General features: G+C 71.0%; 27 protein-coding genes and 1 tRNA gene. 14 read left to right on the plus strand and 14 right to left on the minus strand.

The window, feature by feature from the left end:
* Nucleotides 1–13 precede the first annotated feature (13 nt).
* The 5 genes from AQJ46_RS35385 to AQJ46_RS35405 form a co-directional block, all read right to left on the minus strand.
* Nucleotides 14–1,168, minus strand: coding sequence for an amidohydrolase family protein (locus AQJ46_RS35385; RefSeq protein WP_059209437.1), 1,155 nt, complete (start codon nucleotides 1,166–1,168; stop codon nucleotides 14–16).
* A 2-nt stretch (nucleotides 1,169–1,170) separates the two neighbouring features.
* A complete protein-coding gene (locus tag AQJ46_RS35390) occupies nucleotides 1,171–2,574 on the minus strand; it encodes a glutamine synthetase family protein (protein ID WP_059209438.1) in 1,404 nt (467 codons plus the stop codon).
* A 39-nt stretch (nucleotides 2,575–2,613) separates the two neighbouring features.
* Nucleotides 2,614–3,426, minus strand: coding sequence for an SAM-dependent methyltransferase (locus tag AQJ46_RS35395; protein WP_059209439.1), 813 nt, complete (start codon nucleotides 3,424–3,426; stop codon nucleotides 2,614–2,616).
* Between the two features lie 103 nt (nucleotides 3,427–3,529).
* Nucleotides 3,530–4,231 carry a response regulator gene (locus tag AQJ46_RS35400; protein ID WP_059209440.1) on the minus strand — a complete coding sequence of 234 codons (702 nt, stop codon included), beginning with the start codon at nucleotides 4,229–4,231 and terminating at the stop codon, nucleotides 3,530–3,532.
* A 149-nt stretch (nucleotides 4,232–4,380) separates the two neighbouring features.
* Nucleotides 4,381–4,749, minus strand: a complete 369-nt coding sequence (locus AQJ46_RS35405; protein ID WP_059209441.1) for a DUF4333 domain-containing protein — start codon at nucleotides 4,747–4,749, stop codon at nucleotides 4,381–4,383.
* Nucleotides 4,750–4,941: 192 nt separating this feature from the next.
* Here AQJ46_RS35405 and AQJ46_RS35410 point away from each other — a divergent pair, with 192 nt between their 5' ends.
* The 8 genes from AQJ46_RS35410 (at nucleotide 4,942) to AQJ46_RS35445 (ending at nucleotide 13,457) form a co-directional block, all read left to right on the plus strand.
* Nucleotides 4,942–6,087: a sensor histidine kinase gene (locus tag AQJ46_RS35410; protein WP_059209442.1), complete on the plus strand. Its 1,146-nt coding sequence runs from the start codon at nucleotides 4,942–4,944 to the stop codon at nucleotides 6,085–6,087.
* Between the two features lie 491 nt (nucleotides 6,088–6,578).
* Nucleotides 6,579–7,211, plus strand: a complete 633-nt coding sequence (locus AQJ46_RS35415; RefSeq protein ID WP_057610259.1) for a helix-turn-helix domain-containing protein — start codon at nucleotides 6,579–6,581, stop codon at nucleotides 7,209–7,211.
* 52 nt (nucleotides 7,212–7,263) lie between these two features.
* Nucleotides 7,264–8,601, plus strand: coding sequence for a M24 family metallopeptidase (locus tag AQJ46_RS35420; RefSeq protein ID WP_059209485.1), 1,338 nt, complete (start codon nucleotides 7,264–7,266; stop codon nucleotides 8,599–8,601).
* A complete protein-coding gene (locus AQJ46_RS35425; RefSeq protein ID WP_059209443.1) occupies nucleotides 8,588–9,565 on the plus strand; it encodes a thiamine pyrophosphate-dependent dehydrogenase E1 component subunit alpha in 978 nt (325 codons plus the stop codon). Before AQJ46_RS35420 ends, AQJ46_RS35425 begins: the two co-directional genes overlap by 14 nt.
* Nucleotides 9,553–10,533, plus strand: coding sequence for an alpha-ketoacid dehydrogenase subunit beta (locus AQJ46_RS35430; protein WP_059209444.1), 981 nt, complete (start codon nucleotides 9,553–9,555; stop codon nucleotides 10,531–10,533). Before AQJ46_RS35425 ends, AQJ46_RS35430 begins: the two co-directional genes overlap by 13 nt.
* A gap of 22 nt (nucleotides 10,534–10,555) precedes the next feature.
* Entirely contained in the window at nucleotides 10,556–11,902 is a 1,347-nt protein-coding gene (locus AQJ46_RS35435) for an amidohydrolase family protein (protein WP_059209445.1), read from the plus strand.
* On the plus strand, nucleotides 11,899–12,771 hold the full coding sequence (locus tag AQJ46_RS35440) for a cupin domain-containing protein (RefSeq protein ID WP_059209446.1): 873 nt from the start codon (nucleotides 11,899–11,901) through the stop codon (nucleotides 12,769–12,771). The genes AQJ46_RS35435 and AQJ46_RS35440 overlap by 4 nt, the downstream gene beginning before the upstream one ends.
* Entirely contained in the window at nucleotides 12,768–13,457 is a 690-nt protein-coding gene (locus AQJ46_RS35445; RefSeq protein WP_059209447.1) for an SDR family oxidoreductase, read from the plus strand. The genes AQJ46_RS35440 and AQJ46_RS35445 overlap by 4 nt, the downstream gene beginning before the upstream one ends.
* Before the next feature lie 17 nt (nucleotides 13,458–13,474).
* Here the strand turns inward: AQJ46_RS35445 and AQJ46_RS35450 are convergent, their stop codons facing one another.
* The 5 genes from AQJ46_RS35450 to AQJ46_RS35470 form a co-directional block, all read right to left on the minus strand.
* Nucleotides 13,475–14,269: an SAM-dependent methyltransferase gene (locus AQJ46_RS35450; protein WP_059209448.1), complete on the minus strand. Its 795-nt coding sequence runs from the start codon at nucleotides 14,267–14,269 to the stop codon at nucleotides 13,475–13,477.
* Between the two features lie 150 nt (nucleotides 14,270–14,419).
* Complete coding sequence (locus AQJ46_RS35455) at nucleotides 14,420–14,752, minus strand: DUF3140 domain-containing protein (RefSeq protein ID WP_057610266.1); 333 nt, start codon at nucleotides 14,750–14,752, stop codon at nucleotides 14,420–14,422.
* Nucleotides 14,753–14,785: 33 nt separating this feature from the next.
* Nucleotides 14,786–15,265 carry a Dps family protein gene (locus tag AQJ46_RS35460; protein ID WP_059209449.1) on the minus strand — a complete coding sequence of 160 codons (480 nt, stop codon included), beginning with the start codon at nucleotides 15,263–15,265 and terminating at the stop codon, nucleotides 14,786–14,788.
* Nucleotides 15,262–15,519, minus strand: coding sequence for a WhiB family transcriptional regulator (locus tag AQJ46_RS35465; RefSeq protein ID WP_059209486.1), 258 nt, complete (start codon nucleotides 15,517–15,519; stop codon nucleotides 15,262–15,264). The genes AQJ46_RS35460 and AQJ46_RS35465 overlap by 4 nt, the downstream gene beginning before the upstream one ends.
* 44 nt (nucleotides 15,520–15,563) lie before the next feature.
* The gene (locus tag AQJ46_RS35470; protein ID WP_059209450.1) at nucleotides 15,564–16,364 is read right to left on the minus strand and encodes an alpha/beta hydrolase; all 801 of its coding nucleotides are present in this window, start codon (nucleotides 16,362–16,364) and stop codon (nucleotides 15,564–15,566) included.
* Nucleotides 16,365–16,526: 162 nt separating this feature from the next.
* Between AQJ46_RS35470 and AQJ46_RS35475 the strand changes: the two genes are divergently transcribed.
* Nucleotides 16,527–17,300, plus strand: a complete 774-nt coding sequence (locus AQJ46_RS35475; RefSeq protein WP_059209451.1) for a sulfite exporter TauE/SafE family protein — start codon at nucleotides 16,527–16,529, stop codon at nucleotides 17,298–17,300.
* Here AQJ46_RS35475 and AQJ46_RS35480 read toward each other — a convergent pair.
* A complete protein-coding gene (locus AQJ46_RS35480; RefSeq protein ID WP_059209452.1) occupies nucleotides 17,286–18,080 on the minus strand; it encodes an HAD-IIA family hydrolase in 795 nt (264 codons plus the stop codon). The two genes, AQJ46_RS35475 and AQJ46_RS35480, sit on opposite strands and share 15 nt — an antisense overlap.
* A gap of 139 nt (nucleotides 18,081–18,219) precedes the next feature.
* Between AQJ46_RS35480 and AQJ46_RS35485 the strand changes: the two genes are divergently transcribed.
* Nucleotides 18,220–18,966 (plus strand): cobalt-precorrin-6A reductase, encoded by a 747-nt coding sequence (locus tag AQJ46_RS35485; protein ID WP_059209453.1) that lies wholly within the window; start codon nucleotides 18,220–18,222, stop codon nucleotides 18,964–18,966.
* 25 nt (nucleotides 18,967–18,991) lie between these two features.
* Here AQJ46_RS35485 and AQJ46_RS52795 read toward each other — a convergent pair whose 3' ends face one another.
* From AQJ46_RS52795 to AQJ46_RS35495, 3 genes are all read right to left on the minus strand, one after another.
* Nucleotides 18,992–19,132 carry a hypothetical protein gene (locus tag AQJ46_RS52795; RefSeq protein ID WP_455770093.1) on the minus strand — a complete coding sequence of 47 codons (141 nt, stop codon included), beginning with the start codon at nucleotides 19,130–19,132 and terminating at the stop codon, nucleotides 18,992–18,994.
* Between the two features lie 297 nt (nucleotides 19,133–19,429).
* Nucleotides 19,430–20,203: a precorrin-6A synthase (deacetylating) gene (gene cobF, locus AQJ46_RS35490; protein WP_059209487.1), complete on the minus strand. Its 774-nt coding sequence runs from the start codon at nucleotides 20,201–20,203 to the stop codon at nucleotides 19,430–19,432.
* A gap of 275 nt (nucleotides 20,204–20,478) precedes the next feature.
* Complete coding sequence (locus AQJ46_RS35495; protein WP_059209454.1) at nucleotides 20,479–20,997, minus strand: DUF309 domain-containing protein; 519 nt, start codon at nucleotides 20,995–20,997, stop codon at nucleotides 20,479–20,481.
* 100 nt (nucleotides 20,998–21,097) lie between these two features.
* On the opposite strand from AQJ46_RS35495, the gene AQJ46_RS35500 reads away from it, so the two are divergent.
* From AQJ46_RS35500 to AQJ46_RS35515, 4 genes are all read left to right on the plus strand, one after another.
* A tRNA-Pro gene (locus AQJ46_RS35500) sits at nucleotides 21,098–21,171 on the plus strand.
* 480 nt (nucleotides 21,172–21,651) lie between these two features.
* Complete coding sequence (locus AQJ46_RS35505) at nucleotides 21,652–22,962, plus strand: ABC transporter substrate-binding protein (RefSeq protein ID WP_225887473.1); 1,311 nt, start codon at nucleotides 21,652–21,654, stop codon at nucleotides 22,960–22,962.
* A 70-nt stretch (nucleotides 22,963–23,032) separates the two neighbouring features.
* Nucleotides 23,033–23,992 carry a carbohydrate ABC transporter permease gene (locus AQJ46_RS35510; protein WP_059209455.1) on the plus strand — a complete coding sequence of 320 codons (960 nt, stop codon included), beginning with the start codon at nucleotides 23,033–23,035 and terminating at the stop codon, nucleotides 23,990–23,992.
* A complete protein-coding gene (locus tag AQJ46_RS35515) occupies nucleotides 23,992–24,825 on the plus strand; it encodes a carbohydrate ABC transporter permease (protein ID WP_059209456.1) in 834 nt (277 codons plus the stop codon). The genes AQJ46_RS35510 and AQJ46_RS35515 overlap by 1 nt, the downstream gene beginning before the upstream one ends.
* The last annotated feature ends 52 nt before the right edge of the window (nucleotides 24,826–24,877 follow it).

Below are 24,877 nucleotides of genomic sequence, written 5' to 3' on the forward strand. Positions count from 1 at the left end.
GGACGGCGGGCGCTCAGTCGCGCTCGCCTGGTGGGACGGGGGACAGGGCGGGAAGTCCGTAGAGGCGGCGGGCGTTGTCCCCGCTCGTCCAGGCCGCGACGCGCAACGCGTCCGGCAGGCTCAGCTCGTCGGCGTCCACCCGCTCCTGGAGCAGTCCGGCCAGACCCCGCCGGAACGACAGCGCGCCGAGCAGATGGAATTCGGCCACTCCGTACGCGTCGGAGCTGTACAGCAGCTTGCGGAACGGCGTGATCTCCAGCGCCTCCGCCAGGATCGCCCGGGACCGTGCGGGGCCGACGTAGTGCAGGGTGAGGCCCACGTCGAGGTACACCTGCTCGAACACCGCGGCCAGATAGGCGGCCTGCCGCTGATACGGCCAGCAGTGCAGCAGCAGGACCGGGATCGTGCCCGCGGTCAGGTGCAGCCAGTCCGTGAGGTGGGTCGGGTCCACGCGGTGCATACGGATGTCGCTGTCGCCGAACCCGGTGTGCAACTGGAGCGGCAGCCCAAGGTCCAAGGCGGTCCACAGCAGATGCCGTACGAGAACCGGATCGGCCAGTCGTCCACCATGAGCGAGCCAGCCGGCGGCGGCACGGGTGACCTCCGCGTCCGAGGGGCGCGCCGGGTCCAGGTCGAAGCCGGTGCGGTAGGCGGCGACCGACTTCACGGCCACCACACCCGGCCGCCCCACGGCCTCCAGAGCGGCCGCGCGGAACTCGTCCGCGTACGCGTCCGGCCCCACGCCCCGCGCCGCCACCGCCTCCGCGACACCCTCCAGCCGCACGATCTCGTACGCCGTCCCGCCCGCGGCCGCTGCCAGCTCCGCCGGTGTGGTGAGACCATCCGGCGCGTACCCGGTGTCCACGCAGAACACGTCCGTGCCCGCCGCGGTCAGGAAGCGGCGGTTGACCTCCTGCGGGCCGAGTTCCGCGCGGCGGGCCAGGTAGGCGTCGGGCGGCGCGTGGCGCGGGAGGTCCAGCAGGGGTGCGCAGTGCCGGCGGACCGCCACGCCGACGGGGCTGTCGAAGGGGGAGATCCCCGGCCAGGCCGCGCCCTCGGTGAGCAGCGACTCGAAGCCCGTCCGGTCGAGGCCGTCCACCACGACTCCGTGGCAGTGGTGGTCCACCAGCCGGGCTGCGTCGAGGGCCTCGTGGACCCGTCCGCTCATGCTCAGTACTTCCAGCGGTACGCCGCCGCGATCTGCTCGTCGTCCAGGTCGGCCACGGAATCGCTCTCCCCGAAGCGCACGGCGACCACGGCGTCGGCGAGGACCGGGCCCAGCGCGGCCCGCAGCTGTTCGTCGGCGCGGAACGCCCGGACCGCCTGGGAGAGGGACGTCGGCAGCCGGCGTACGCCCATGGCGGTCGCCCGGTCGGCGGCGAGCAGGGCGGGATCGCCGGTGATCTCCCTGGGCAGGGGCATGGCCGAGGTCAGGCCGTCGAGCCCGGCGGCGATCAGACCGGTGAACGCGAGATACGGGTTCGCGGCCAGGTCGACCGGCTTCAGCTCCAGGTTCGCGGCCCGGTCGGTCCGGCCCGCCGTGCCGGTGATGATCCGGACGGCCGCCTCCCGGGTCTCGCGGCCCCAGGCGGTGAACACACCGGCCCACTGGGAGGGTTGGAGACGCAGATAGCTGGCCGGGCTCGGCGCGGTCAGGGCGGTGAGCGCGTGCAGATGGGCGAGGACACCCGCGACGAACGACTCGGCCTCGGGCGTCATGCCGTACCGGCCCTTGCCGCCCGAGTGCAGGTTCACGCCCTCGCGCCAGGCGGAGAGGTGGAGATGGCCGCCGTTGCCGACGCCCTCCGCGAAGACGGCCGGGGCGAAGGACACGACCAGCCCGTGCCGCTGGGACACCGCTCGGATCGTCTGCCGTACGAGCACGCTGACGTCGGCCGCCGCCACCGGATCCAGGGCAGCCGTCGAGATCTCGAACTGCCCGGCCGCATACTCGGGATGGAGCTGCTCGACCTCGACGCCCTGCTCGTCGCAGGCCGCCAGCAGGTCGGCCGCGTAGTCGCCCAGCTCGACCTGCCGGGTGGCGCCGTACGCCGGTCCCGACACGGCGGGCACGAAGTCACCGTCCGCCGCCGGACCCCGGCCCACCGCCCACTCGATCTCGACGCCCGCCTTGAAGGTGATCCCGTGCCGCTCGGCGGCCTCGGTGACGATCCGCCTGAGGACCGTGCGGGAGCAGCCCGGATGCCGCTCGCCCTCCTGCGTGATCCGGTCGACCGGCGCCCAGGCCCAACCGGGCTGCCCGGCCAGCGCCACGAGCCGGTCGAGGTCGGGGTAGAGGCGCAGATCGCCGTCGGGGGAGCCCAGGGTGTCGGTCGTGACGATGGAGTCGTTCGCCAGGAACGTGTCGAACACCGGCGACATGCCCACGCCCCAGGCCGCGGCGGAGGGCAGCTTCGCCGTCGGGATCGTCTTCACCCGGCAGATGCCCGCGGTGTCGACGTAGGCCAGGACCACACCGCGCACGCCCTTGTCGGCCAGCTCGTCGCTCAGTGCGGCGGCCCGGTCCACGTCACCGGGACGGCCGCCGGGAACGGGGTCGGCAAGGGTGGTCATACGTCCTCCACGACGGGCTCGGCCGGATCGGATCCCGTGTCACGATTTCACGGCCACCGCGCCGAACTGCGGTACCACGACCGGGGAGTCGGACTCGGCACGCCACTGAGAGCAGGAGACCAGGCCCGGTTCCAGGAGGTCGAGTCCCTCGAAGAACGTGGCGATGTCCTCGCCGCTGCGGGCCGTGATCGGCGGAGTGGCGTTCTCGTTCCAGAACTTCATGGCCGGGATCTGGCCCTCGCCGCCGAGATCGGCGTCGAACGTGGGGTGCGTCAGGGCCAGATGGCTGCCGGCGGGCATCGCGGCCATGACCTCCCGCGCGATCCGCCGGGCCTCCTCGGTGTCGAGGACGAAGTTGAGGATGCCGAGCATCATCACCGCGACCGGCTTGCTCAGGTCCAGGGTCTGCGCGGCGCGTTCGAGGATCGCGGCCGGGTCGTGGACGTCGGCGTCGATGTAGTCCGTGACGCCCTCGGGGGTGCTGGTCAGCAGGGTGCGGGCGTGGATCAGCACGATCGGGTCATTGTCGACGTAGACGATCCGCGCGTCGGGGGCGATGCGCTGAGCGATCTCGTGGGTGTTGTCCACCGTCGGCAGCCCGGTGCCGATGTCGAGGAACTGCCGGATGCCCTGCTCCTCGGTGAGGAAGCGCACCGAGCGACCCAGGAACCAGCGGTCCGCGCGGGCGATCTCCTGGATGATCGGGAACATCCCGGCGACATGATCACCGACCCGCTGGTCGACCTCGTAGTTGTCCTTGCCGCCGATCCAGTAGTTCCACACGCGCGCGTTGTGCGCCACACCTGTGTTCAGCCTCGCCGACGCACCCGACGGGGTGTGGCTCTCGCTCACGACTGTGCTCCTTCTCGTGCCTGCGGCCGTTGCCGCCATTGTGCCGTCCGATGATCAGCTTGTCCCGGAAACAGCGACTCGAACGCCCCGTCCGAGGGCCGGCTCAGCCCTCCCGTCGCGCGTGCCCGTTCTGCCAGGCCCAGGCCGCGATCTCCACGCGGTTCCGTGCGGCCAGTTTGAGCTGGACGCTGGAGAGATGGGTCTTGACCGTGGAGAGCGAGACGTACAGCTCTGCGGCGATCTCGGCGTTCGTACGGCCGAGGGCGACCAGGCGGACCACGTCGAGCTCACGGTCGGTCAGGGGCTCGGTGACCGGCGCGGGACGGGGCGCGGTGACCGGCTCCGGCGTCCGGTCCGCCGTGACGTGCCGGAGCAGGCGGACGGTGACCGAGGGGGAGACCAGTGAGTCGCCGGCCGCGGCGGCACGGACCGCCTCGGCGAGGAGCGTGGGCCCGGAGTCCTTCAGCAGGAACCCGCAGGCACCGCCGCGCAGCGCGCCGTAGACGTACTCGTCGAGATCGAAGGTGGTGACCACGACCACGCGCATCGGATCGGCGACGTCGGGCCCCGCCAGCAGCCGCGTCGCCTCCAGCCCGTCCAGCTTCGGCATCCGGATGTCCAGCAGGCACACGTCGGGCCGTACCTCCCTGGCCAGCCGCACCGCCGTCTCCCCGTCGGCGGCCTCGGCGACCACGGTGATGTCCGGCTGCGCGTCCAGGAAGAAACGGAAGCCGGTACGGACCATGTCCTGGTCGTCGGCGATCAGGACCCGGATGGGCGCTGTCGGCGGGGTGGGGCTCGTCATGGGTCGATCATGCCTCAGGGAGAGGAGGGTGGGGTGTGGCCGAGGGTGGGGTGTAGTCGTGACACCGGGCCCGGCCGGAGGGTGACGGCCGGGCCCGGTGCCGGTCGGAAGGCGACCGGTGTTCGTCACGTCAGCCGGTTCCCTGCCGGCTAGCGGTCGAACTTCCAGGTGATGGACGTCGCCGAGGCCTTGACCACGCTGACGGGTATGTCCACGGTCCCACCGCCGCTCTTCTTGCCGGTGCAGACGAGGGTGGCGCCCGCCACGGCCTTGAGCCCGCTCGGGCAGGAGACGTCGGTGACCTTCACGCCGACCCACGGCAGGGGGTGGTACTTGCTCTGGGTGCGGCCCTCGACGACGTACGCCGCGAGCGCCTTGTGGCCACCGACGGACGCCGTGCTCTGCGTGTCCAGGGAGGTGGTCGACTCGGTACCGGTGAAGAAGTAGGTACCGAGCCCGAAGACCACGGCCGCGCCGGCCACTGCGCCGACACCGGTGACGAGGGTCGTGCGTTGCATCGCATGCTCCTGAGGACAGTGAGGAAAGGCCTCCGGGGGCGGAGGACTCCTGCCGGGGGACGTGGCTCCACTCTCACCCGCGGACACGGGCGCCCGCCTCGGCCGAACGGCCATGGTCTCCGGGCCCGGCACGGCGGCGCCTCGACCGTTCGGCCGATCCCGTGTGCGGCGGCCGCGCATACGGTGAGCGGCATGAAGTCCGTATCTGCCCGGGGCTGCGCGGGCGGCGCCGGTGTCGGCGCGCTGTTCGCGGCCGTGTTCGTCGACGTGGCCTACTCGACCGAGGGCGACGGTCCCTCCTGGCCGTTGGCCGCCACGCTGCTGCTCGGTGGCGTCGCCGTGCTGTGGCCTGCGGACCGGCACCCGCGTCGGCTCACCCCGCAGCTGCGTACCACCGTGCCGGCCGTCGCCTCCCTGCTCTGCACGGTGGACTCGGTGGCGCGCTCCGGCGTCCTGTTCGGCCCGGGCGAGCTGGCGATCCTGCTGTGCCTGCTGTTCGTCGCCGTACGGCACTGCCCGCGCAACTGGGTCGTGGCCTGTGCCGCGCTCGACGGGGCCGCCGTGCTGGCGCTTCCGGTACGGCCCTTTCTGGCCGAGCAGGACACCATGCTGGGGTTCATGCTGATCGGGCTTCTCCTGGTCGGCCTCACGATCGCGTTCGCCGCGTATCTGCGTTCGCAGGACTACCGGCGGACCGTCGCCGTCAGCGAGACCCGGCGGGCCGAACGCCTGGCCATCGCCGCCGACCTGCACGACTTCGTCGCCCACCATGTCACCGGCATCCTGGTGCAGACCCAGGTGGCCCGCATGATGGCGGACACCGGCACCGAGGAACTCGACCCCGTCCTCGCCGGTATCGAGCGTGCCGCGACCGAGGCGCTGGCGTCGATGCGCCGGACGGTCGGTGTCCTGCGCGACACCGAAGACGCGGCCGACCGCCGTCCGGTGGGCGACCTCGCGGGTATCGCGGGTCTCATCGAGGGTTTCGCGAGCCCCGTCCAGAAGGCCACCCTGCACCGCGAGACCTCGGTGCCCGACGACCTTCCGCACGAGGTGCAGGCGGCCGCGTTCCGGGTGGTGCAGGAGGCCCTGACCAACGTACGGCGGCACGCGGGCGACGCCACCCTTGTCACCGTCGGGCTGCGCTACGAAGGGGCCGGCCTGCAGGTGACCGTGTCCGACGACGGACGCGGCGGCAGCCAGTTGCCTGCGGCGGCGCACGGGGGCGGCTTCGGGCTCGTCGGCCTGAAGGAGCGGGTGACCGCACTGGGTGGCGACCTGCACGCGGGGCCGCGGTCGGAGCACGGGTGGGAGGTGCGGGCGGTGTTTCCCGGATGACGTGGCCGTCTTTCCGGGGTGGTGCGGGTCGTCTGTCCTGGGGGACGTGGTGGTCATTCGGGTGGGGGGGGGCTTGCGTGGGGGACGCGGTGGTGTGGTGCGGGTGGTGTCGGGGGCTTCGGGGTGTCGCAGGTGGGTTGTCCCGGGGGCTGTGGGGGACTGCGGGGATGGCGTGAGGCCGAGCCGTCTGACGTGGCCACCGTCGGGATCAGCGGTTTTTCGAGGGTGTCGGGGGTGCGCTGCCCCTGGGCCGGGGCGGTCCTTCTGGGGTGCTGCCGGTCATACGCCGCGGGCTGTGCGGTGTGCTCTGGCGTCGGGCGATACGGCGGTCTGCCGCGGCGGACGTGGCGGTCTGGCCGAGGCGTCGCGGTGGTCCGGCGCGAGGCGACCTTGCGGTCCTGCGGCGGCGGTCTGGTGCGAGTGATGCGGACGGTCTTTCCCGGGTGAGGGGACCGGTTGTTCAATGGGGCTGCACAGGAGAGGAGCCGCCCGTGTCCCCTGCCCCCGTGCCGTCGGTCGGTGCGCGCATTCGGCGGGCGCGTCTGGAGCGCGGTCTGGGGCTGCGCGCCCTGGCCCGCGAGGTCGGTGTCTCCGCGAGCCTGGTCTCCCAGATAGAGACCGGGAAGAGCCAGCCCTCGGTCAGCACCCTGTACGCCATCACCACCGCTCTCGGCATCTCCGTCGAGTCCCTCTTCGAGGTGCGGGAAACGGCGGCGGCGGCGAGTTCGGCCACCGTCGTGCACGCTCTCGCGGCCTTCTCGGCCGACCCCGGCCGCCGCATCGGCCCCCTGGTCACGCCCGGTGAGCGGGATGTGCTGGAACTGGATTCCGGCGTCGTGTGGGAGCGGCTCGGGCACGTGCCTGGCACGGACGTCGACTTCCTGCTCGTCACCTACCGGCCCGGCGGCTCCTCCTCCGGCTCGGGCGGCCTGATGCGGCACGCCGGCACGGAGTACGGCTATCTGACCTCCGGCGAACTCGTCCTCACCCTCGGTTTCGACGAGCAGGTCCTGCACCCCGGCGACGCCGTCAGCTTCGAGTCCACGACCCCCCACCGCTACCGCAACGACGGCGACGAACCGGCCGTGGGCGTCTGGTTCGTGTCGAGCCAAACTGTTCAGTGACGCTTGACACTCCTCGCGGACGGTCGTTGACTCGACGGTGGGGGTGGTCGCGATGGCGATCCGAACTTACGGCCCCAATGCCGTCGACTGGGAAGAGCGCATCGACCTGGACCGGCTGCGCAGACAGCGTCTGGCCCGGCTCCACGACACGCTGAACCGCTCCGAACTGGGCGCCGTGCTCAGCTTCGACTTCGCCAACATCCGCTACATGACCGCCACGCACATCGGCACCTGGGCGATGGACAAACTGATCCGCTTCGCCCTGCTGGTCCGCGGCGGCGAACCGATCGTCTGGGACTTCGGCTCCGCGGCCCGCCACCACCAGCTCTACAACCCGTGGCTCGACTACAGCGACGGCAAGGGCGGCCCGCCCACCGGAGCCCGCGCCGGCATCTCCACTCTGCGGGGTGCCTTCCACCCGGACGCCGGGATCGCCGAGGACGTCGCCGCGAAGATCGCCGCCGAACTGCGCGCCCACGGCCTCGCCGGTGAACCGCTCGGCATCGATGTCGCCGAGATGCCGGTCCTCGCCGCCCTGCGCGCCGAGGGCATCGACGTCGTCGACGGGCAGCAGGTCTTCCTGGAGGCCCGCCGCATCAAGACCGGCGACGAGATCTCCCTGCTCGCCCAGGCCTGCGCGATGGTCGACGCGGCCTACGAGGAGCTCTACGGATACCTCCGCCCAGGAGTCCGCGAGAACGAGTGCGTCGGACTGGTCAGCAAAGTCCTCTACGACCTGGGCAGCGAGTACGTCGAAGGTGTCAACGCCATCTCCGGGGAGCGCTGTTCACCGCACCCGCACGTCTACAGCGACCGCCTGATCCGCCCGGGCGACCCCGCCTTCTTCGACATCCTGCACAGCCACCTCGGCTACCGCACCTGCTACTACCGCACCTTCGCCGTGGGCAGCGCCTCCCGTGCCCAGCGCGACGCCTACGTCCGCTGCCGTGCGTACATGGACGAGGCGATCTCCCTGGTCCGGCCGGGCGCCACCACCGCCGACATCGTGCAGGTCTGGCCGCGCGCCGAGGAGTTCGGCTTCGCCGACGAGACCGCCGCCTTCGCTCTCCAGTACGGCCACGGAGTGGGCCTGTCGATCTGGGAGAAGCCCATCTTCAGCCGCCTGGTCTCCCTCGACCACCCCGAAGTCCTCGAGGAGGGCATGGTGTTCGCCCTGGAGACCTACTGGCCGGCCGCCGACGGCTGGTCCGCCGCCCGGATCGAGGAGGAACTGGTCGTCACCGCCGACGGCTGCGAGGTCATCACCAAGTTCCCGGCCGAGGAGCTGCTGGTGGCCGGCCGCAAGTACTGGACGGTGGGCGGCGAACTCAACACCGCCCGGGAGGCGCAGTCCCACCTCAACACGGGGACCACCGATGGACACCGCTGAACTCCTCGCATCGTACGAGCAGATGGCTCTCATCCGCCGTACCGAGAAGGCCGCCCACGACCTGTTCCTGCAGGGCCTCGTCAAGGGCACCACCCACCTCGCCGCCGGCCACGAGGCGATCGCGGTCGGCGCGAGCGCCGCTCTGCGCGACGACGACTACGTCTTCGCCACCTACCGCGGCCACCACCACGCGATGGCCCGGGGCGCCACTCCCGAGGAGTGCCTGGCCGAACTCATGAGCAGGGCAACGGGGTTGTGCAAGGCCAAGGGCGGGTCCATGCACCTCACCAAGGCCGACGCCAACATGCTCGGCTCCTACGCCATCGTGGGCGCCCACCTCCCGATGGCGGTCGGTGCCGCCTGGTCCGCCCGGCTGCGCGGCACCGGACAGCTCGCGGTCGCCTTCTTCGGGGACGGCGCCACCAACATCGGCTCCTTCCACGAGGCGTTGAACCTGGCCGCCGTATGGAAGCTGCCCGTGCTGTTCGTCTGCGAGAACAACCAGTACATGGAGTACACGCCGATCGCCGACGTCACGGCGGTGCCCCGGCCGGCCGCCGACCGGGCACCGGCGTACGGCATCCCCGGTGAGGTCGTCGACGGCAACGACGTCGTCTCCGTCCAGGAGGCGGTGGCACGGCTGGCGCGGCGGGCCCGGGCCGGAGACGGGCCCGCCGTGCTGGAGGCCGAGACCTACCGCCACTTCGGACACAGCCGGGCCGACCCGGCGACCTACCGCCCCGCCGAGGAGGTCGAACGCTGGCTCAAGCACGACCCGCTGGACATCGCACGCGGGCGGCTGACCGAGGCCGGGGTGCCCGAGGAGGCCGTCACCGCGGCCGACGAGCGCGCGCAGACAGTCGTACGGCAGGCGATCGAGGCCGCGAAGAGCGCGCCGCCGCCGGATCCACGGGAGGCGTTCACCGATGTGTGGGCGGACGGGGGTGCGGCATGGCGGACGTGATCACGTACCGGGAGGCGGTCGCCGAGGGCATCGCGCGGGAGATGCGACGCGATCCGTCCGTCGTCTGCCTGGGGGAGGACATCGGCGAGGCCGGCGGGGTGTTCAAGACCACCGCCGGGCTGTTCAAGGAGTTCGGGCGGGAGCGGGTGTGGGACACGCCGATCTCCGAACAGGCCATTGTGGGCGCGGCGATGGGTGCCGCGATGACCGGGATGCGGCCCGTCGCGGAGATCATGTTCTCCGACTTTTTGGCCTGTTGTTGGGACTACCTCGCCAACGAGATACCCAAGGTGCGTTACATGACGGGCGGTCAGGTCACCGTGCCCCTCGTCGTTCGCACCGCCAACGGCGGCGGGCTCGGTTTCGGCGCGCAGCACTCGCAGGCCACCGAGAACTGGGCGCTGACCGTCCCCGGGCTGAAGATCGCGGCACCTTCCACCCCCGCCGACGTGATCGGCATGATGGCGGCCGCGATCCGCAGCGACGACCCGGTGGTGTTCTTCGAGCACAAGGGGCTGCTGGCGAGCAAGGGAGTACCCCCGCCGCCGGACCACGTCGTCGAGCTGGGCCACGCGGCCGTCGTCCGCGAAGGCGGGGACGTGACTCTGGTGGCGCTCGCCTCGATGGTGCCGGTCGCGCTGAAGGCCGCGGAGAGGCTCGTCCAGGAGGACATCGGCGTCGAGGTCGTCGACCTGCGCTCACTCGTGCCGCTCGACATGGCCACCGTCCTCGCCTCGCTCGGCCGGACCTCCCGGCTGGTCACCGTCGAGGAGAACCCGTACCAGGGCGGCTGGGGCGCCACGCTCGTCTCCGTCGTCGCCGACGAGGGCTTCGCTCTGCTGGACGCGCCGGTGCGGCGGGTGGCGGCGGAGTGTGTGCCGCTGCCGTTCGCGGACGTGCTGGAGGAGCAGGTCATCCCCACCGTCGACAAGGTCGTGGCGGCCGTCAGGAGCCTGGCCGCGTACTGAACACCCTCTAGGAGGAAGCGCGATGACCCATCGGATACTCCTTCGTGCCGGACACGTGCTCTCGATGGACCCCGCAATCGGGGACCTGCCCAAGGGTGACGTCCTCATCGAGGACGGGAAGATCGCGGCCGTGGACCGCGAGATCGGCGCGGACGCCGAAGTCCTCGACATGACCGGCCGCATCGTGATCCCCGGCTTCGTCGACACCCACCGCCACACGTGGGAGGCCTCGATCCGGAACGTGGCGCCGAACGCCACCCTCGACGACTACTTCGTCGACATCCTCGACACCTTCGCACCCCTCTACACACCCGAGGACGTGTACGCGGCCAACCTCGCGGGCGCCCTGGAGTGCCTGAACGCCGGCATCACCACGCTCGTCGACTGGTCCCACATCAACAACACGCCCGAGCACCCGGACGCGGCGATCCGGGCCCTCACGGAGACCGGCATCCGCGCCCAGTACGCCTACGGCAGCGCCAACACCTCCCTCGCCGACTACTGGTTCGAGAGCAAGATCGCGATCCCCGGCGACGACGTACGCCGTGTCCGCACCGAGTACTTCGCCTCGGACGACGGCCTGCTCACCCTGGCCCTGGCCACCCGCGGCCCCGGCTTCTGCGTCAACGACGTCGTCACCTCGGAGTGGGCCCTCGCCCGTGAGCTGGACATCCCGATCACCGTGCACGTGGCCATGGGGCGGCTCGCCGGCCGCTTCGGGATGGTCAAGCAGCTCCACGACCTCGGCCTGCTCGGCCCCGACACCACCTACGTCCACTGCTGCTACTTCAGCGAGGAGGAGTGGCGGCTGGTCGCCGACAGTGGCGGTACGGTCTCCATCGCGCCGCAGGTGGAGACACAGATGGGGCACGGCTGGCCGCCGGTGATGAAGGCGATCGAGCACGGACTGCGCCCCTCGCTCAGCATCGACGTCGTCACCACCGTGCCCGGCGACATGTTCACCCAGATCCGCGCGGCCTTCGGCGCCGAGCGGGCCCGCGTCAACGCGGCGAGCTGGCAGGCCGATGTCCCGGTCCCCGACACGATGTTGACCGCACGTCAGATGCTGGAGATCGCCACCCGCAACGGCGCGCATGTCGCCGGCCTGGAGGACCGCACCGGCTCCCTCACCCCGGGCAAGCGCGCCGACGTCGTCGCGATCGACGCGACCGCCCTGAACGTGGCCCCGGTTCACGACGCCGCCGCGGCGGTCGCGCTGAGCGCCGATGTGTCCAACGTGGAGACCGTGATCGTCGACGGCGTCGTCCGCAAGCGCGACGGCAGGCTCACCGCCGACGTGGCGCGGGCCCGGCGCCTGGTCGAGGAGTCCCGTGACCGGCTGCTGGCCGCGAAGGAGGCCCGGGCGTGACCCGACACCTGGTGCGCCGGGCCGCCGACCTGCCGGAGCCGTCGTACGACGAACACGGCTACCGGCGACGGGAGTTGGTCGGAGAGGGCGACGGCAGCTCGCACACCGGTTTCGGGGTGTGCGAGCTGCGGCCCGACGGCGCGGTCGCGGCTCATGTGCACTCGTACGAGGAGAGCTTCCACGTCCTCGACGGGACCGTGGTCCTCGATGTGCCCGAAGGGTCGTATCTGCTGGAGGAGGGTGACTACGGCCTCCTCCCGACCGGGGTGCCGCACGCGTGGCGCGGCGCCGGGGACACCGCCGCCCGCTGGGCCGACATGCTCGCGCCGGTGCCGCGGGCCCGGTACGGGTACGACACCCAGGAGGTTCCGGCGTGGCCCGCCCGCCCGCCCGTCCGTATCGACGTCCGTGATCCGCGGACCCGGTCCTTCGGCCACTTCGAGCCCGCCCAGATGGACCCCGGCAAGCAGTCCCAGGACCTGCTCGCGGTGTCGGCGAGCATGCGGACCGCGCTCCTCGTCTACAGCGGGATCACGGTGAAGATGATGGTCGACAGCGATCTCGGCGCGGTGGCCTCGACCATGTTCATGGTGCAGTACGCGCCCGACGGCGTCGCGGGCACGCACGACCATCCCTTCGAGGAGACGTATCTGTTCCTCAAGGGCGAGGTGGACGCGGTCTTCGATGGTGGGCGATACCGGCTCGGTGCAGGCGACTGCGCCTGGGCGGGCGCCGGTTGTGTGCACGGCTTCTCCAACGCCGGTGACGGTCCGCTGCGTTGGCTGGAGACACAGGCCCCGCAGCCGCCGGCGCGGCACTCGTACCGCTTCACGCGGGACTGGGAGTACCTGAGGGAGGCGTCCCGATGAGCGGCGTGGTGGTGATCGGCGGAACCTCGGGCATCGGCAGGGAGTTCGCCCGGGTGCGGGCGGAGCGCGGCGACGAGGTGGTGATCACCGGGCGCGATGCGCACCGCACCGACACCGCGGCCAAGGAGATCGGCGCCCGGGGGTTCGCCCTGGACCTCGCGCGGCCGAAGGGGATCGTCGACGCGCTGGGCGAGGTGGGGACCGTCGACCACCTGGTGATCGCGGGCGTCTCCCGGGACGAGAACCGGGTGAGCGCGTACGACATCGACGCCGCCATCCACCTCGTCACGCTCAAGCTGGTCGGCTACACCGCCGTCGTGCACGCGCTGCGGTCCCGGCTGCACGACGACAGCGCCGTCGTGCTGTTCGGCGGACAGGCCAAGGAGCGGCCCTACCTGGGTGCGACGACGGTGGCGACCGTCAACGCCGGGGTGACCGGGCTGATGCACACTCTCGCCGTCGAACTCGCGCCCGTCCGGGTCAACGCGATCCATCCCGGAGTCGTGGGCGACAGCCCCCACTGGCGGGCCAAACCGGAGCAGGTCCTGGCGGGAGTGCGGGCCAGGACCCCGACCGGACGGCTCGCGACCGTGGCGGACGTGGTGGACGCCGTGGACTTCCTGCTGCGCAACGGCTCGGTCAACGCGGTGGAGTTGAGCGTGGACGGGGGGTGGCTGCTGGGGTGAGTGGCCGACTCGCGGGCTCAGCGCTTGATGCCGACCGCCCCGTACAGCGATACGGGATCGCCGTCCTCCCGCGCGTCCGGGCGCCACCGCGACAGGGACACGATCCCCGGCTCCAGTACATCAAGTCCCTTGAAGAGGCGGCTCACTTCGTCGTGCGAGCGGGCCACCAGGGTCACCCCGCTCGCCGTGTACGCCGCGATGCCCGCGTTCACCTTCTCCGGATCGAAGTCCGCCGTCATCGCCGACAGCACCAGGCAACTGCCCGGCGCCAGCGCGCCGACCAGTGTGTCCACCAGCTCCTGGGCGCCGTCCTCGTCGGAGATGAAATGCAGCAGCGCGACCAGTGACAGCGCGACGGGCTGCTCGAAGTCGAGGACGGCGGAGGCTCCTTGGAGGATCCGCTGCGGCTCGCGGGCGTCGGCCTGGAGGTAGTGCGTCGCCCCCTCCGGCGAGCCGTGCAGCAGGGCCGCCGCGTGGGCCAGCACGATCGGGTCGTTGTCGACGTACACCACCCGCGCGTCCGGTACCGCGGACTGGGCGATCTGATGGAGGTTGGGTTCGGTGGGGATGCCGGAGCCGATGTCGAGGAACTGGCGGATTCCCGCTTCCCGTACGGCGACCCGCGTGGCACGCTCCATGAACCGGCGGTTGGCGCGTGCCTGCCGGGGCGCGTCCCCCTGTGCCGTGATCCGCCGTCCGAGCTCCTCGTCCACGGGGTAGTTGTCCTTCCCGCCGAGGAACCAGTCGTACACCCGGGCCGGATGCGGCCTGCTCGTGTCGATCCGCCGCCCGGCCGACTCGGTCCCGGTCACACAAACTCCTCTGCTCGACTGAATGTGCGAGCAGTGTGCCATGTCGTCCGGGGCGCCGGAGGGCGTCTCCGGCCGGCTCGTCAGGGATGGCCGAGCCGTCATGGCCGACGGGCGCAAACCCGTCGGCCATGACCCGTCGTCCGGCTGTGGTTACGGCCTGAGCGGGTCGTGCCCCAGCGTCATCAACCGATGCCTGCGCACGGTCTGTTCGGGCTCGGGTTCGTTCTCCACGTCGGCCTCGGCGGTGACGGTGTCCACGACCTCGTACATCACCTCGATGTCCTCATCGGTCAGGTCCGTGCGCCGCTTCTGCAGGATCGCGAGGACATGTTGCCCGGTCGGCTCACCCGCGTGCTCCGGCAGCGGCTCCGTGGACTCGTCGGCGTCGCTCACCCGCAGCCACGCGGCCAGTTCCTGCGAGGTCATGTTCACCGTGCGGTGGAAGTCCTCCCACAGCGCGTCGAGTTCGAGGGCGTCGGTCATCGCATGCGCCTTTCCGTGGTGCTTCGGGGCCGGTCAGTCCCGGGGCCAGTTCTCGGCCTCGAACATCCAGCGCTGCTTCTCCAGCTCCGCCGTGACGCCGATCAGCAGATCCTGCGTGACCGGATCGGCCTTCTCGGTGGCGTCGATGCGCTCGCGCAGCCGGCCGATGGCCGCCTCCAGCGTCTCGACGATCAACCGGATGACCTCGTCGTCGCGGATCCAGCCGCTCTTCGAGCCGGGCAGCGTGTAGGCCGCGGCGATCGTCTCCGGCCGGCCGTCGGGCGGCAGACCCAGTGCCGCGGCGCGCTCCGCCACCGTGTCGGAGAACGAGCGGGCCGTCGACACCACCTCGTCCAGCTGAAGGTGGATGGACCGGAAACGCGGGCCCACGATGTTCCAGTGCGCCTGCTTCCCGATCAGCGACAGGCCGAGCAGATCCACCAGAGTGCTCTGCAGGGCCTCCGCGACCGTCTCGCGGGCCGCATCGGGCAGGGTGCTCCTCACCACAGTCATACCGTGCTCCTCCTTCTGGCATGGTCGATGCCGTCACGGAGCAGCGCGTCGCGTTCCTGCTCGCAGGTTCCGCCCCACACGCCCGAGGTCTGCCCGTCGCTCAGCGCCAGGTCGAGGCACTCGAGGGTGACCGGGCAGCGGGCACACACGCGCTTCGCCGCTGCGATGTCCCGCAGCGCGGGTCCTTGCGTGCCCACAGGGAAGAACAGCTCGGGGTCCTCTCCCACGCAGGCCGCTCGACGCAACCACTCCATGGGGGCGCGGGTGCCCAGGGCGTACTCGTGCAAACAGTGGTGTCTCAGCGTGTGAGCACGGTGTCGATGAAGTCCGTCACATCTGCGAAGACCGCCGCCTTGGTCGTCTCATTGAAGACCTCGTGCCGGGCACCGGCGTAGATCCGCTCGGTGCACTTCCCGCCCCTGAGCTCCTCGACACCGACGCGGCTTCCGGCGAGCGGGACCAGGCGGTCGTCGTCGCCGTGCAGCCACAGCAGCGGGAGCGGGCCGACGCCACCGCCGCTGGACACGGTCTCCAGGGTGCGGGCGAAGGCCTCCACCGTGGGCCGCTTCATCGGACCGTGCCACACGAGGGGATCGGCCCGGTACGCCGCGCCCACCGCCGGGTCGCGGGAGAGCGAGGCCGGGCTGATGGGCGTGTCGGGGATCTCGTCGAGGGCGAGCAGCGCCCCCGGCAGCTCCCAGGCGCCGATCACCGGCCCCGACAGCACGAGCGCGGCGAGCTCGGTGCCGTACCGCTGGGCGAAGCGGGCGGCGATCAGACCGCCCATGGAGTGCCCGACCATCACGAGGGGCACGCCGGAATGGGCGTCCCGGGCCAGGTCGGCCACCGTGTGCACATCGGTGACCACGTCCTCGAAGTCCTCGATGAGGACCCGTTCCCCTGCGGACCTCCCGTGCCCGGTGTGATCCGGCCCGAAGACGGCCGCGCCGTGCGTCACGAGGACTCCGGCGAGCTCCTCGTACCGGCCGATGTGCTCGCCGTAGCCGTGCACGAGGAGGGCCATGTACCGGGGCCGGTCGTGGGGCCACTCGCGCACGGCGAGGGTGCCGTGAGCTCCGGCGAGGACGTGCTCGGCCATGTCTCCTCCAGTTGCGCCACAGTCCGAAACTAGCAGCGCTAATTAAACCGTCCCGGACCCTCGATGACGACGGTGCGGCATCGAACCCGACCGCGCCAACAGGACCACTCGGCGAGACGGCACTTACCAGACCGACTACCTGCACCTAGCATCGGTCTCCGCATGGACACGATGACGCTCTGGCACATTTCCGGTTGGGGGTTCGCCGCGCTCGCCGCCGCGGCGGTGCTCGTCGGCTTCTCCAAGACGGCAGTGAGCGGTGCCAACACGGTCAGCCTCGCGATCTTCGCCGCCGTGCTGCCCGCCCGCGCCTCCACCGGCGCCCTGCTGCCGATCCTGATCGCCGGGGACGTGCTCGCGGTGCTCACCTACCGACGGCACGCCCACTGGCCCACCCTCTGGCGCCTGTTCCCCGCGGTCGCGGTCGGCGTGGTCGCCGGGACGCTGTTCCTGCAATGGGCGGACGACGGGATCGTACGGACGTCGATCGGCGCGATCCTGCTGTTCATGGCGGGAGTGACGCTGTGGCGCCGACGCGCGGCCGACGCGGCCGAGGAACCCGACGAGGTCGCCACCCGGACCGGCCGCGTCAAGGCCCGCTCCTACGGCGTCCTCGGCGGCTTCACCACCATGGTCGCCAACGCGGGCGGCCCGGTGATGTCGATGTACCTGCTGTCGGCGGGCTTCCGCAAACTGGGCTTCCTCGGCACCTCGGCGTTCTTCTTCCTGATCGTCAACGTCTCCAAAGTGCCCTTCAGCGTCGGCCTCGGTCTGATCGACGGTCACTCACTGCTCCTCGACCTCGCCCTCGTGGCGTTCGTCGTGCCCGGCGCGTTCCTCGGCAAATGGGCGGTGAACCGGATCAACCAGCGGCTCTTCGAACGGTTGGTGATCGCGGCGACGATCGTGGGCGGCATACAGCTATTGGTCCGCTGACCCGCCCAGCAGCGCCGTCAGGTCCGCGAAGGACTCGATCACATGGTCGGGCCTGCCACTGGCGGAGCGGTGGGTCTCCGGGAGGTACTTGCCGGTCTTCACGAGCACCCCGGTGAGTCCGGCGCGCTGCGCGGCCAGCACGTCCGACTCGATGTCGTCCCCCACCATCAGCGCCTCGTCCGCCCCGACCCCGAGCCGTGCGAGCGCCGCCTCGAAGAACGCGGGCGACGGCTTGCCGGTGACCTCGGCCTCGGTCCGGGCGGCCTTCTCCAGCCCGGCCAGGAAGGCCCCGGAGTCGAGCTGGAGCCCGTCGTCGGTACGCCAGTACAGATTGCGGTGCATCGCCACCAGCCGGGCCCCGCGCTGGAGGTGCGCGAAGGCCTGGTTCAGCTCCGCGTAGCCGAACTCGGGCCCGGCACCCCCGAGGACGACGACATCGACGACCTCGGACCCACCGCCGACGAGGGTGACGCCCGCGAGATCCTCGGTGATGTCCCCACTGTTCAGCAGCGCGCAGCGCGCGCCGGGACAGCGCTCGGCCAGATAGGCGGCGGTGACCGAGGGCGCGGTGAGAATGTCCTGCGCCGACACGGCGAATCCCGCCCCCTCCAGCACCGAGGCGATCGACGCCCGCGTCCGCGAGGTCGTATTGGTCACCAACGCGATCCCGAAACCGGCCTCACGAACCTCCCGCAACGCCGCCACCGCCCCCGGCAACGGCTCCCACGACACAGTGAGAACCCCGTCGATGTCGATCAGGACCGCGCGCACGAAAGCCATGCCCCGGACGATAACCACGGACCGGCGGGAGCGCCTGTCGTCGTGCGTCTCGCCTGTCCTGTCGGCGGGCGACCGCCGTCGGCCGACGTCACGCACCCGTCGTGCCGGCTCCCGCCCCCGACCTCGTACGCTACCCGCCATGGCCCCCCACGTCCTGATCCTCGGCGGCACCACCGAGGCCCGCGAACTGGCCGCCGTGCTCACGGCGCGGCCGGGAGTTCGCGTCACCACCTCCCTCGCGGGGCGGGTGACCCGGCCGGGCGCGGTCGCGGGGGAGGTGCGGGTCGGGGGGTTCGGTGGAGTGGCGGGGCTGGCCGACTGGATGCGGAAGGAACACGTCGACGCCCTGATCGACGCCACACATCCCTTCGCCCGTGCGATCACCGCCCACGCGGCACAGGCGGCCGCGGTGACCGGGGTGCCCTCCGTGGTGCTGCGCCGCCCGGGCTGGCGCCCCGGACCGGGGGACCGCTGGCATCCGGTCGACTCCCTCGACGAGGCCGCCGAGTTGCTGCCGAGCCTCGGCCGGCGAGTGTTCCTGACCACCGGCCGCATGGAGCTCGCCGCCTTCGCCCACCTCACCGAACTGCACTTCGTCGTACGGTCGGTGGAGCTGCCCGAGCCACCCATGCCGCCGCACACCGAAGTGCTCCTGGCCCGTGGCCCGTTCACGGTGGCCGACGAGTCAACGCTCCTCTACGACCACTGCATCGACGTCCTGGTGACCAAGGACAGCGGGGGAGCGGCCACGTCCGCCAAACTCACGGCCGCCCGCGAACTGGCCCTGCCCGTAGTGGTCGTACGCCGACCGCCCCTCCCGGACGGGGTGACCTCGGTGCCGGACGTGGCGGGAGCTCAGCGGTGGCTGGACCTCGACTCGCCGTGACGCGGGGAGGCGGCCACGAACCCGCTCAGGCGGTGGTGCTGCCCGCCGACTTCCGTGCCCGCTGCGGTAGTCCGGTGTTCAGGTCCTCCACCAGGAGCCGCTTCGCGATCGTGTCCACCGCCGCCCTCAGGTCCGGGCGCGAGGGACGGCCGAGGTCCTCCTGCACCCGGTCCGCCAGCCAGTTGCCCCACGCCGTGCCGATGACCCGGGCCTCGCGTGCGCCCGCCCTGGTGTGCGAGGCGGCGCGGTGCCCACGACGGTCTGGTCGAGGGCGGCGAGCAGCATCCCCAGCATGATCGTCACGAAGACGACATGTCGGCGGCGGGAAGCATGGGCGGCTGGGCGGCTGCGCGGCGCCGGGAGGTGCGGTGTCCTCGGCGACTGGCGCAACGGCACGATCACACCGCTGGGCCATCCGTGCATGTCAGGGCGGTTGGCTTGGGTGCGGCCCCGAAAGGTGGGCCTACTGCTGCTTCGGGTCCCGGCGCAGCAGATACGTGTCCATGATCCAGCCCTTGCGCTCCCGGGCCTCGGCACGCAGCCGCTCGATCCGGGGCGCGGCCTCGGCGATCGGCCCGGAGACGAGGATCTCGTCCGGCGTGCCTATGTACGCGCCCCAGTAGATGTCGATGTCCTGGTCGGCGTACGCGCGGAAGGCCTGGTGGGCGTCGAGCATCACGACCACGTCGTCCACCCCCTCCGGGAAGCCCTCGGTGAGACGTCGGCCGGTGGTGATCTGGACGGGCCGTGCAACCCGGTTCAGCCCGGTGCGGTGCCGTGCGACCAGCGCCGACACACTGCTGATGCCCGGCACGACGTCGTACTCGAAGGACACCGAGCCGCGCTCCAGGATCTCCTCCAGGATGCCGAGCGTGCTGTCGTACAGCGCCGGATCCCCCCACACCAGGAACGCGCCGCTCTCCTCCTCGCCCAGTTCCTCGGTGATCAGCCGCTCGTAGATGTCGGCACGGGCGCTGCGCCAGTCCCCGACGGCGGGGGAGTAGGCGGCGCCGCCCGCACCGCGATCCCGCTCCGGGTCCCGGGCCTCGACCACCCGGTACGACCCCTCCGGTATGTGCGCGTCCAGCATGTCCCGGCGCAGCTGCGTCAGGTCGCTCTTCACCTCGCCCTTGTCCAGGACGAAGAACACATCCGTGCTCCGCAGCGCCCTGACCGCCTGGAGGGTCAGCTGCTCGGGGTCGCCCGCGCCGATACCGATGACATGAATCTTTCGCACACCCCGAGTCTGCCGCACGCCACTGACAGTACGAACACCGCGTCCACGAGGGCTGTCCGCGCGGCTTTGGTGCTGTCCGGTCAGGGGGTGAGGCGGCGAACGGCCCCTCGTGACGCGGGTGGCCGCAACTCCCCAGGGGCGCGGGGAACTGCGCGACCAGCCCCCACTCACCCGCACCCGCCCGACAACCGACCCCGGCCCCCCCGTAGGCGCCCGGCTCCGCCCCACGCACCCGCACCCGCCCGACAACCCGACCCGGCACCCCCCGATGAGGCCTATCCGCGCAACCGCGGTGCCCGCGCCCCCGCGTCGACGCTCGTGCCGGTCTCCTCCACCAGGTCCGCGAGCCGGCGGGCCCAGTCCGCCAGCCCCGCGAGATCCATTCCGTACGGCCGTCCCCGCCCGGCAGCCGACGCGGCCCACTCCTCCACGGCCCCGGCGCCGCGCCGCAGCAGCCGCGCCCCGCCCGTGACGTTCCCCCGGGCCGCGTGGGTCAGTCCCACGGCGAGCTGGGCCAGCCCCCGCCACAGGGCGCGCTCCTCGTCGGGACCCGACTTCCAGGCGTCCTCGAAGACCTCGTGCGCATGAAACGGGCGCCCCGCGTCCAGCAGCTCCTGGGCCTCGGCCACGGTTTCCTCCGGGGCGCGCACCACGCCCTCCGGCTGCCGGGCGACGCCCTCGGCGCCGTACGGCAGTGGCCGCCCGAGCCCGTCCCGCGGCCGGGCGTTGCGCGCCCGCCCCTCGCCGTCCCGGTCCCGCGCGTCCGCCTGCCGTCCTGAGGATGTACTGGCCATACGTCGATTGTCCCGCGCCCGGTGCCCGCTTCGGCCCCGCCCCCGACGTGGGGTAAAGTTCTGTACGCGCGTTCACGCGGTCCACCGCGGAGCAGCGCACCGGGACGTGGCGCAGCTTGGTAGCGCACTTGACTGGGGGTCAAGGGGTCGCAGGTTCAAATCCTGTCGTCCCGACTTGCGAAGTAGCAGGTCGGAGGTCATTTCTGGTTGATCGGAAGTGGCCTCTTCGTCATTCTTGGGGACCAGTTGGGGACCGAGCGCTATGGGGCGGTCATGTAACGCACCTTGACTCGGTCAAGCTGCGTTACCGGGCCGATCGTCAAACGCTCCGACTTGCGCAACCGTTTCCCTTGATATCCGTCCGGCCGACAGTGCGCGGCCGCGCCCAACTGGCGCCCCCATCGGGTTCGGCGGACTCCTCCATGTCGAACAGATCGCGCACCCTGCCGTAGAGCGGCGGAAGCAGCCGAAGGCAATCGTCCCCTCTTCCCTGCCCGCAGGTTCGCCGAGTCGGTCCCACCGATGGGCCGGGCTGGGTGATTTGATGCGATATGTGCTTGATCTTGGCTTATGCGGTCTTTAGTGTTCGCTCGGGAGGGAAACGCTGCGAGGTCCGAGTCCCGTGCCACCGTCCGGAAGCGAGGTGTGGAGCGCGTGCACACGAGGTGCGGCTGCCGGCCCGTTTCGGGTCAGAAGGGACGCCCCAGAGGGACGCGATGGCTGCGGGCGTTCGCCGTACTGCCGTTGCTGGCGTCGGTGCTCGCCGCTTGTGGCAGTGACGAGGGCTCCGGTAGGCCCACCCTCAACTGGTACAACTTCCCCGACGACTCCGGTGCGCTCCAGAAGGCGGCCGACCGGTGCAGCCAGGCGTCGGGCGGCCGCTACAGGATCAGCTACAACAAGCTCCCGCGTGCCGCGGACGGTCAGCGTCAGCAGCTTGTCCGCAGACTCGCGGCTGAGGACGACTCGCTCGACATCCTGGGCCTGGACGTCACCTGGGCGGCGGAGTTCGCCGAGGCACGCTGGATCCGGGAATGGACGGGGACGGCGAAGCGTAAGGCCGTCGAGGGCACCCTGCGCGTGCCGCTGCAGACCTCGACCTGGAAAGGCAAGCTGTACGCCGTCCCGTACAACACCAACACCCAGCTCCTGTGGTACCGCAAGGATCTGGTGCCCACCCCACCCAGGACCTGGGCCGAGATGCTGGCCATGGCCGGCGCCCTCGCCCGGCAGGGCAAACCGCACTTCGTGGAGATCCAGGGCGCCCAGTACGAGGGCCTGACCGTCTGGTTCAACACGCTGATCAACAGCGCGGGCGGCTCCATCCTCAACGCGACCGCGACCGCACCCTCCCTCGGCCCTCCTGCCGTGCGGGCCGCCGGGATCATGCGGAATCTCGCGAAGTCCCCGGCCGCGGACCCCTCCCTGCCCAACCAGATGGAGGACCAGAACCGGCTCGCCATGGAGTCGGGGACGGCGGCGTTCGAACTCAACTACCCGTTCGTCTATCCGTCGATGAAGGCGAACAACCCGGAGCTGTTCAAGAACTTCCGCTGGGCGCCGTACCCTCGGGTCGACGCGAACCGCCCGGCACGGCCCACCATCGGCGGCATCGATCTGGCGGTGAGCGCCTACTCGCGCCACCCCGACCTGGCCTTCGAGGCGGCGCTGTGCCTGCGCAACCGGGAGAACCAGCTCACCGCCGCGCTCGAGGGCGGTCTGCCGCCCACCCTGCGCGCCCTGTACGACGAGCCCGCGTTCATGAAGGAGTACCCCTTCTCCGCGCAGGTGCTGGCCGCCCTGCAGGCGGCGAGCGTGCGCCCGATCACTCCGGTCTACCAGAACGTGTCGATCGCGGTCTCCCACACGCTGTCTCCGCCGTCCGGGATCAAACCGGTGAGCTCGGTCGACACCATCGGGGAACAGATCGACGATGCCCTGCGATCCGAGGGTGTGATCCCGTGAACCACCACCTCCCGCACCACTTCGTCCCCCGGCGCCGCAGCGCACGGGCCTCGTCCCCGGGCGGCCCGAGATGAGCACGCGGGCGCAGGCGGCCGGAGCCCCGCCGCCTCCCGAGTCGGAGACGGAGGAGACGGGGCCGGACCGGGCGGCACTGTCGGAGGGCGCCCGGCAGGAGCGGCGGCTCGGCTGGCTGCTCTGCGCGCCCGCCGTCGTCGTCATGATCGCCGTGACCGCCTACCCCATCGGGTACGCCGTCTACCTGTCCCTCCAGCGGTACGACCTGCGTTTCCCCGGACGGGCGGAGTTCGTGGGCCTGAGCAACTACGGGGCGGTGCTGTCCTCCCCGTTCTGGTGGGACGCCTTCTGGGTCACGCTCTTCATCACGGCGGTGTCCGTGGCGATCGAACTGGTCCTTGGAATGGGGCTCGCCCTGGTGATGCACCGCACGATCTTCTGGCGCGGCGTGGTCCGCACGTCGGTCCTCATTCCGTACGGGATCGTCACCGTGGTCGCCGCCTTCTCCTGGCAGTACGCCTGGACCCCGGATCTCGGATACCTCGCCGGGTTGCTGCCCAGCGGGGAGGCTCCGCTGACCGAGCAGTGGCCCGCCCTCTGGCTGATCATCCTCGCCGAGGTGTGGAAGACGACGCCGTTCATGGCCCTGCTGCTGCTCGCGGGCCTCGCCCTGGTCCCCGAGGAGACCCTGAAGGCGGCCATGGTGGACGGTGCCACCGCCTGGCAGCGGTTCACCAAGGTCATGCTGCCGCTGATGAAGCCGGCCATCCTGGTGGCACTGCTCTTCCGCACACTGGACGCGTTCCGGATCTTCGACAACATCTACATCCTGACCGCGGGCGCCCAGGGGACCGGCTCTCTGTCGATCCTCGGGTACGACAACCTGTTCACCTCGCTGAACCTGGGTATCGGGTCGGCGATCTCGGTCCTGATCTTCATCTGCGTCGGGATCATCGCCTTCGCCTTCGTCAAACTGTTCGGCACTGCAGCACCGGGCGCGGAGGTGAAGCGCTGATGGCCGCGGCGGGAAAGACGCATGCCGCCCGATGGGGTGTCATGAACGTGGTGGTGGTGCTGTATGCCCTGTTCCCGGTGTGGTGGATCGCCGCGCTGTCGTTCAAGGATCCCTCCACCCTCACGGACGGCGACTACATCCCCAGGGACTGGACCCTGGAGAACTACCGGGGCATCTTCGACACCTCCGAGTTCACCCGCGCACTGATCAACTCGATCGGTATCGCCCTGATCGCCACGGTGATCGCGGTGGCGCTGGGCACCATGGCCGCCTACGCGGTGGCCAGGCTGCGCTTCCCCGGCAAGCGGGTGCTCATCGGCATGTCACTGCTGATCGCCATGTTCCCCCCGATCTCCCTGGTGTCACCGCTGTTCAACATCGAGCGGATCATCGGGATCTTCGACACCTGGGTCGGGCTGATCATCCCGTACATGACCTTCTCCCTGCCGCTCGCGATCTACACCCTGTCGGCTTTCTTCCGGGAGATCCCCTGGGACCTGGAGAAGGCCGCCAAGGTCGACGGGGCGACGCCCGCGCAGGCCTTCCGGTTGGTCATCGCGCCGCTGGCCGCGCCGGGCGTGTTCACCACGGCCATTCTCGTGTTCATCTTCTGCTGGAACGACTTCCTGTTCGCGATCTCGCTGACGTCCACCGAGGCCGCGCGCACGGTGCCGGCCGCGATCGCGTTCTTCACCGGGAGCTCCCAGTTCCAGCAGCCCACAGGGTCGATCGCCGCCGCCGCTGTGGTCATCACCATCCCGATCATCCTTTTCGTCCTGTTCTTCCAGCGGCGGATCGTCGCCGGACTGACCTCCGGGGCAGTCAAGGGGTGAACGGGCCGACCGCGGCAGACAGGCCACCGGTCCGAGACACCGACCGCAGTGC

This window comes from Streptomyces canus, assembly GCF_001514145.1.
GTDB classification, from domain to species: domain Bacteria; phylum Actinomycetota; class Actinomycetes; order Streptomycetales; family Streptomycetaceae; genus Streptomyces; species Streptomyces canus.